This window comes from Streptomyces sp. NPDC058663, assembly GCF_042716745.1.
Classification (GTDB): Bacteria; Actinomycetota; Actinomycetes; order Streptomycetales; family Streptomycetaceae; genus Streptomyces.
This window is the reverse complement of record NZ_JBHXRV010000076.1, coordinates 21,065-28,542: the sequence shown is the minus strand read 5'-3', so window position 1 is coordinate 28,542 and position 7,478 is coordinate 21,065. Positions and strand designations below refer to the sequence as shown.

General features: G+C 72.0%; 6 protein-coding genes. 2 read left to right on the top strand and 4 right to left on the bottom strand.

Annotated features, from left to right (window positions below; translation table 11 throughout):
* Nucleotides 1-95: 95 nt before the first annotated feature.
* Entirely contained in the window at nucleotides 96-1,220 is a 1,125-nt protein-coding gene (locus tag ACFWVV_RS35625) for an aminoglycoside phosphotransferase family protein (RefSeq protein WP_384345485.1), read from the bottom strand.
* Between the two features lie 233 nt (nucleotides 1,221-1,453).
* Here ACFWVV_RS35625 and ACFWVV_RS35620 point away from each other — a divergent pair, with 233 nt between their 5' ends.
* Nucleotides 1,454-2,962: a hypothetical protein gene (locus tag ACFWVV_RS35620; protein ID WP_384345488.1), complete on the top strand. Its 1,509-nt coding sequence runs from the start codon at nucleotides 1,454-1,456 to the stop codon at nucleotides 2,960-2,962.
* Nucleotides 2,963-2,993: 31 nt separating this feature from the next.
* Here the strand turns inward: ACFWVV_RS35620 and ACFWVV_RS35615 are convergent, their stop codons facing one another.
* Both ACFWVV_RS35615 and ACFWVV_RS35610 read right to left on the bottom strand, forming a co-directional pair.
* A complete protein-coding gene (locus ACFWVV_RS35615) occupies nucleotides 2,994-4,415 on the bottom strand; it encodes a PP2C family protein-serine/threonine phosphatase (RefSeq protein WP_384345491.1) in 1,422 nt (473 codons plus the stop codon).
* 186 nt (nucleotides 4,416-4,601) lie between these two features.
* Nucleotides 4,602-5,942, bottom strand: a complete 1,341-nt coding sequence (locus ACFWVV_RS35610) for a glycosyltransferase 87 family protein (protein ID WP_384345494.1) — start codon at nucleotides 5,940-5,942, stop codon at nucleotides 4,602-4,604.
* Nucleotides 5,943-6,066: 124 nt separating this feature from the next.
* Between ACFWVV_RS35610 and ACFWVV_RS35605 the strand changes: the two genes are divergently transcribed.
* Complete coding sequence (locus ACFWVV_RS35605; RefSeq protein ID WP_384345497.1) at nucleotides 6,067-6,234, top strand: hypothetical protein; 168 nt, start codon at nucleotides 6,067-6,069, stop codon at nucleotides 6,232-6,234.
* 78 nt (nucleotides 6,235-6,312) lie between these two features.
* On the opposite strand, the gene ACFWVV_RS35600 is transcribed toward ACFWVV_RS35605, so the two are convergent.
* The gene (locus ACFWVV_RS35600) at nucleotides 6,313-7,386 is read right to left on the bottom strand and encodes a glutamate--cysteine ligase (protein ID WP_384345500.1); all 1,074 of its coding nucleotides are present in this window, start codon (nucleotides 7,384-7,386) and stop codon (nucleotides 6,313-6,315) included.
* Nucleotides 7,387-7,478: the final 92 nt, after the last annotated feature.

Here is a 7,478-nt window from a genome sequence, read left to right as displayed (position 1 = left end):
CACCGTGTGCCCCGGGGGGGGGGGGGCGCCCCCCCCCGGGTCCCCGGCCCCCCGCGCTTCCCCTCCACCCCGCCCCGCTCGCGTGAGCTCCGGCGTCAGCGGGTACCGACCGCGGCACGCACCGCCCGGCGGGCCAGCGCGCAGTCGTCGTGCAGCCGCCGCAGCAGCAGCCGCTGCTCCTCACCGGGGGAGATCCCTGCCGAGGCCGACGCGGAGACCGGCGAAGCCTCACGCATGGTGCGCTGCACCTTCGCCTCGTACGAGCGGACCTCGCGGGTCGTGACGAGCATCAGGTTCACCAGGAAGGCGTCCCGCGCCGCCGGGCCCGCGGCGTGCGCCAGCTGACTGATCTGCCGGCGGGCCACCGGGGAGGTGTCGCCGAGGACCATCCACAGGGTCGCCAGGTCGTACCCCGGCAGATACCAGCCCGCGTGTTCCCAGTCGACCAGCACTGGACCGGCCGGCGACAGGAGAATGTTGGAGAGCAGGGCATCGCCGTGGCAGAACTGCCAGGGAAGGGAGGACCTTCCGATGCCGTGCAGGAGCTTCTGCAGGTCACCCAGGTCCCTGTCGGTGAGCAGGCCCAGCGCGTGGAAGTCCGTGAGCCGCTTGCCGTAGTTGAGGGGCCGGCCGAACATCTCGGCCGGCGGCCGCCAGTGGTTCAGCTTGTCGATCGCGCCGAGGGCGGCCCGGACGTCGGCACGCGGCGGAGCCTCGGCCGGGTGACGCGCCAGGGCCGCCACCCGGCCCGGCATCCGCTCGATCACCAGTGTGCAGTTGTCGGGATCCGCGGCGACCAGCCGCGGGACCCGCACCGGTGGGCGGTGCCGGACGAAGGCGCGATAGGCAGCTATCTCGTGCCTGAACCGCTCGGTCCACTGTTCGGAATGGTCGAGTAAGCACTTGGCGATCGCGGTCGTGCGTCCGCTCTGGCCGACGAGCAGGACCGAGCGTCCGCTGCGTCGCAGTACCTGCACCGGCTGGAACTCCGGGCAGATCCGGTGCACCGACTGGAGCGCCATCCGCAACTGCGCGCCCTGAGGGCCGGACAAGTCGATTCTCCCGCTGAGGGGTGGGGGTCCGGGAGCCGCCGCACGCCGTCCCCGACCGGCGCCCACCGCTGCCGCGGCGTGGTGGGGATCGAGGTACGGGCCGCTGCCCGCCACCAGCGGACGGTGCGGCCGGGGCGGGGCGGACACGGAGGACGATGCTGTGTACATAGCGGTACAGGTCCCTTCGTGCGCCGACGAATTGCGTGGCGCTCCCCGCCCCGGCAACCTGTCCGCACCCTGGGGAGTACGAGCCGGCTGCCGGGCCGGGGTGGCGCTTTCCTACCTGACCACCGGCCGCGGGTGGCACACCATGTGGCGCACCCTGGCGAACCCTGGCGAATAGTCGCACCGCATATCGCGGCGGGTTAGTGTCAAGTCAGCCGAGAACCTGGGGGCTTGACGTGACCGGAGAACCCAACACCCGTCTGAACGACCTGTTCGGCATGACCGGCTGGTCCAAGGGCGAACTCGCCAGAATGGTGAACCGGAAGGCGGCGGCCATGGGCCATCCGCAACTGGCCACCGACACCTCGCGGGTACGACGCTGGATCGACATGGGGGAGTCCCCCCGCGATCCGGTGCCCAGGGTGCTGGAAGCTCTGTTCACCGAGCGGCTCGGCCGTGTCGTGACCATCGAGGACCTCGGGTTCACTCGCACTGGCCGCACGGGACGCCGCCGACTCACGGGAAAGACCGAGAACCCCGACGGCATGCCGTGGACGTCCGAGCAACTGGCCGAGATCCTCTCCGAATTCACGGGAATGGACCTCATGCTCAACCGACGCGGCCTGGTGGGCGCGGGCGCCGCGCTCGCCGCCGGCTCCGCACTGACCAGCGCCATGCACGACTGGCTGCAATCCGACCCCACCCCCGCGGCCCAAGGGCCACGCCTCAACGATCCCCAGTACGTGGAACGCGCGGGGTACGACCTGTACGAAGCGGCCCCCGTCGGGTCGGAGGAGATCGACGCCCTGGAGCGCTCGGTCGACGTCTTCCGTGCCTGGGACGCCTCACGCGGCGGCGGCCTCCAGCGCAAGGCCGTGGTCGGCCAGCTCAACGAGGTGGGCGGCATGCTCGCCTACCCCCAGCCCGCCCACCTGCAGAGGAGGTTGTGGGGAGTCGCCGCCAACCTGGCGGTGCTGGCCGGCTGGATGTCGCACGACGTCGGCCTGGAACCCACCGCCCAGAAGTACTTCCTCATCGCCGCGCACGCGGCCCGCGAGGGCGGCGACCGGCCGCGGGCCGGTGAAGCGCTGTCCCGGGCGGCCCGCCAGATGGTGCACCTCGGCAAGCCCGACGACGCCCTGGACCTGATGAAGCTCGCCAGGACCGGCTCGGGAGAGGAGACCCTGCCGCGCACCCGTGCCATGCTGCACACCATCGAGGCCTGGGCGCAGGCGTCGATGGGGCAGGGGCAGGCGATGCGGCGCACCCTCGGTGAGGCCGAGGAGCTGTTCGTCTCCGACAAGGGCGACGTGAAACCGCCCAGTTGGATGCAGATGTTCGACGAGGCGGATCTGCACGGCATGCAGGCCCTCGCGTTCCGTACGCTCGCCGAGCACGAGCCGGCGGCAGCCGCCATCGCCCAGCGGCACGCCAGGCTGGCCCTTCAGCTTCGCCCGGAAGGACGTGAGCGCTCCAAGCTGTTCGACCACATCTCGATGGCCTCGGCCTGCTTCATCGGCAACGACCCCGACCAGGCCGACCGGTACGCCAGGCTCGCCCTCAACTCCATGGGGGACACCTCCTCGCACCGCACCTGGGACCGGCTGCGCAGCATGTACCGGCTCACTTCGCAGTACGCGGACTACCCGATGATCGAGGACCTGCGCAAGCAACTGGAGCGGGTCATCCCGAAGAAGGCGGGCGGACCGAAAAGCGGACCGAAGAAGGGAGCGGCCGCGGTCTGAACCGGCGGGCGGCCGTACCGGACGGGGCCGCTTACGCGCCGATCCTGGCAATCAGAACGCAGGCGTCGTCCTCGCGCTCCGTCTCGCCGAACTCCTCCAGCACCAGCCGTACGCAGTCGCGTGCGCTGCGGGCGTCGGTCAGCCGAGGGGCGAGGGACAGCAGCCTGCCCAGACTCTCGTGGTCGGTGCTGCTGCGCCGCGACAACCCGTCGGTGTGCAGCAGCAGCAGGTCACCCTGACGGAGCGTCACCTCCGCCTGCTCGTACACCGCACCCGGTGTCGCGCCGAGCAGGATGCCGCGCGGTGCGGCCAGCTGGCGGCCCTCGCCGTTGCGGAAGAGCAACGGGGCCGGGTGTCCGGCCTGCGCCCAGGTGAGGAGGCGGCTCTGGGGGTCGTACCGGCAGCACACGGCACTGCCCGACGCGGGGTCGACGGAGGAGGATTCGAGGAGCTGATTGAGGTGTCCCATCAGTGCGCCCGGGCGTACGCCGGCCAGAGCCATGCCGCGCAGCGCGCCGAGCAGCATCGCCATGGAGGAGGTGGCGGTCACCCCGTGCCCGGTGAGACCGCCGACGGTCAGCAGTGACGAACCGTCGGCCAGTTCCATCGCGTCGTACCAGTCGCCGCCGACCAGCTCGCCGCTGGCCGAGGGGAGGTAGTACGCGGCGAGGTCGAGCGCCCCGCCCGCGGGCAGGGGCGCCGCCCCGCGCCACGACGGCAGAACGGCCTCCTGGAGCTGGACGGCCACCTTGCGCTCTGCCTGGGCGACCCGGCGGGCCTGCTGGAAGGAGTCCTGGTTCTCCCGCACCGCCCGCTGGGTGCGGCGCAGTGCGCTCACGTCCCGCAGCACCGCCCACATCGAGGCCGTGGAGCCGTCGGCGTCGAGTACCGGCTCGCCCATCATGTGCAGCGTGCGGACCTCGCCGTCGTCGGCGCGGACGATCCGGAACTCGCCGTCCAGGGGCTTCCCGTCGACGAGACAGTCCGTGACCATGGCGGTGAGCAGGCCCTGGTCCTCGGGCAGCACCGTCGACGGCAGCTCGTCCAGCGAGAGGGGGCCGCGCGACGGGGCGCGCCCGAAGATCTCGTACAGCTCGTCGGACCAGCTGACCTGGTCGGTGAGCAGGTTCCATTCCGCGCTGCCGACCCGGGAGAGCAAAGCGAGCGGTGCCGGGCCGGGGCGCGGGGCGGGATGCGGCGGTTCGACCGGAAGGGACGGCAGACCGTCCTTGAGCTGCCCCAAGTGGGCGCCCAGATCGTCGAGTTGGTGCACCGCGAGATCGCACAGCGCCCGCTGCCAGCGCACCTCTGCGTCGTCCTCGTCCACGGAGGAGTCCCGGCGGACCGCGTCCATGTCACCGCGCAGCCGACGGGTCTGCGTGATCAGTGCGTCGACCATGCCCCGCTCGGGAGGCTGCGGCGCGGAGCGATCCGCGAACAGGGGGGACGGCATGGCGTACTCCGTTTGCAGGCGCGGCCGGGACGGGCTGTCGTGGCTGTCGGGTCTTCGTGCTGACGCGAGCGCGGGCGGGAGGAAGGCGACCGTTAAGACTCTGGCACAGGCGGCAGGGGCCCGTAAGCGGTTTGGCAACACTCGATCCGGTGGTGCAACTGGCATATGCCATCGGCCCGCCGAGGGTTAGCGCCCCTTGGGCCCCATGCGTCCCGCTCGCCACAGCCGTACGGCTGACAGGCCTGCCGCCGCAACGAGCAGCAGGTCCCTGACGAAGAGGTTGGCGATCGCCACCCAGTCGCCGTCGTCCCTCAACTCCCGGTACAGCAAAGGGAATCCGAGAGTGGTGAAGACGCATGCCGCCAGGATCAGCCAGGTGGCGGGACGCTGCGAGCTTTCCCGCCGGAGCAGACAGACCGCGGCCAGGCCGACCAGCCATACGAGGTACTGCGGGCTGATCACCCGACTCGTCACCACGAACAGCAGTACGGCGGTCAGTGCGGCGTCCGGCAGCAGCCACGGCGCCCGGCGGGTCGAGCGCAGCCGCCAGTACAGCAGCCAGCCGAGGGCGAGCACCGTCAGGCACTGCATCAGCAGCGACACGGATTCCACGTACGGGCCGACGAACTCGTGCGAGCCGTCCTTCGCCTTCCAGGTTCCGCTCCACCCGAAGTGCCGTGCCACGTGGAACGGCAGCGCCCCCACCGACTCGATCTGGATACCGCGTGACTTCTGGGCGGTGAGGAAGGACAGCGCGTGCGGCATCGCCGCGGCGAACCCGGCCAGCAGCACGGCCCCGGCGGCAAGCGCCGACAGCCACGACACCCGGGTGCGGCGGCCCCGTTCGGTGCCCACCAGCAGCAGCGCCGGCCACACCTTGATGAGCGCCCCGAGCGCCACCAGCGCGCCGAAGGCCCTGTCCGCCCAGCGGCGCGAGGATCCCGCGACCGTGAGGGCGGCCACCGCCACCGCCGTCACCTGGAGGTCGAACCTGTTCCACGGCATCGTCGACAGCACGGCCAGCGCCACGGTCCACAGCCACGCCGCGCCCAGGCGGCGGCCGCGCCGTACCGCCAGCCACAGCAACCCGGCCACCACCAGGGCGTCGGCGAGGGCGGCCGTCACGATGAAGGCGAGCCCGTAGTCCAGGGACGGCAGCAGCCCCGGCGCGAGGACCGGCAGGGCCGCCCCCGGCGGATACTGCCAGCTCACGTCCTGCGCCGGGAACGTCCCCGAGGCCAGCACGTCGAACCAGCCCCGGTACACCTTGTCCACGGAAGGGTCGAGCGTGCCGTCCCCGTCGAGCGGCGGCAGCTTCAGCGCGGCGGGCACCAGCCACAGCCGGGTCAGCACCCAGACAACGACCACGGCCCAGGGGCTGCGCGCGAGCCGCGCGGGCGCCGACGGCGATCGCCCTTCGCGGCCGGCGGGGTCGCCGCCGTAGGAGAGACTGGTGCTGGTGCTGGTGCTGGTGCTGGTGCTGGTGCTGGTGCTGGTGCTGCTCGTGCTCGTGCGGGGGCTGGGCATTCCCGCACTCTACGAGGCGCAGAGGACGGGGATATCGCCAGGTCGGAGAGGGGTGGCGCATGTCCGCTCAGGCGTCGGGTACCAGCCGCTCACCCATCCTCCCGTTCGACCGAAGGAGACCCTGATGACCGACCGCCGCCAGGACGGACCGCAGGAGCAGCCGCCGGGCATCCCCCGCGACCTGCCCGACCAGCAGTACTCCCCGTCGGACGACGGGGAGCGGCAGCCGGAGGGGCCGGGCCTGGAGGACGCGGACCCGGACGACAGGTCGGTGGACGAGCCCGCGGACTAGACCGCGGGCGGGGCCCACCCCCTCTCCTCGGCGCGCTTCTTCACGCGCGCCCGTCCCACCCTGTATCCCTCGTCATCCTCACGCCGTCGTCCTGCGGGCGCATTCCTCCACCACCGCCCGCAGGTCGCCGGTCCTGCGCAGCAGCTCGCGCTGCACGTGTGCGCCGTTGCCGCGTGCCAGCAGGGCGTTCAGGTGCTCCTTGACCAGGTCCGCGTCACCGCTCTCGCGCAGTGCCTCCGATACGTGGGAGACCAGGGCCCGAACGACCGTCTCGGCGGGCGCGGGCGTCAGTGTGCGCGGGTCGACCAGATCGCCGCACAGCCCCGAGCGGGCGGCCCGCCACGACGCCAGGCGCAGGAGCCCCACCCCGGTGGTGTCCGGCGGGTCGCCCGCGGCCCATTCGCGCGCCGCGGTCTCCACCAGGGCGCGGACCAGCGCCGCGATCAGGACCGTGTCGTCCGCCTCCAGGCACACGTCGGGCACCCGCACCTCGACGGTGGGGTAGTGCCGGGACAGCCTGGCGTCGAAGTAGATCATCCCCTCGTCCAGCAGGGTGCCGGTGGCGAGCATGCCCTGCACCTGGCGGTGGTAGTTCTCGGCGGTGCCGAACGGTTCGGTGGCACCGGTCGACGGCCACCGCCCCCACACCCGGCTGCGGTAGCTGCTGTACCGGGTGTCCTTCCCCTGCCAGAAGGGTGAGTTGGCGCTCAGGGCCAGCAGCGGGGGCAGCCACGGCCGGATCCGGTCGAGCACCGCGACGCCCTCCTCGTCGGACTCCACCGAGACGTGCACATGGCAGCCGCAGGTCAGCTGTTCCAGCGCGGTGAGACCGAACTCCTCCTCCAGCCTCCGGTAGCGCTCCCCGGCGCTGATGGACGGGTCCACCGGCAGGGGGGAGGTCGCCAGGGCCGCCAGCTCGGCTCCCGCACGGCGCGCCCCGGCAGCGGCCTCACCGCGCCACTTGCGCACCTCGGCGGCCAGCCCCTCGATGGTGTGCCGGGGCCGGGTCGCGATTTCCAGCTGCTCGCGGTGCAGCTCCTTCTCCAGGGTGGATCCGTCGGGCAGTGCGGCCAGCACGACCCCGGACACGGCCCGCGGCTGCCCGCTGCTGTCGACCAGCAGAAGCTCCTCTTCCACTCCCACACTTCGCATGCGGTGACCCTTTCAAAACAGTGATGACGGGGCGAATACGGCGGTGGAGGTACGAGTGCCCTCTTTCTCTACCCAGCTCCTCCGGTCACGCC

Excerpts from the sequence above, each read along its gene's own strand:
- ACFWVV_RS35600 (WP_384345500.1), bottom strand. The coding sequence starts at position 7,386 with ATGCGAAGTGTGGGAGTGGAAGAGGAGCTTCTGCTGGTCGACAGCAGC.
- ACFWVV_RS35610 (WP_384345494.1), bottom strand. The coding sequence starts at position 5,942 with ATGCCCAGCCCCCGCACGAGCACGAGCAGCACCAGCACCAGCACCAGC.
- ACFWVV_RS35625 (WP_384345485.1), bottom strand. The coding sequence starts at position 1,220 with ATGTACACAGCATCGTCCTCCGTGTCCGCCCCGCCCCGGCCGCACCGT.
- ACFWVV_RS35605 (WP_384345497.1), top strand. The coding sequence starts at position 6,067 with ATGACCGACCGCCGCCAGGACGGACCGCAGGAGCAGCCGCCGGGCATC.
- ACFWVV_RS35615 (WP_384345491.1), bottom strand. The coding sequence starts at position 4,415 with ATGCCGTCCCCCCTGTTCGCGGATCGCTCCGCGCCGCAGCCTCCCGAG.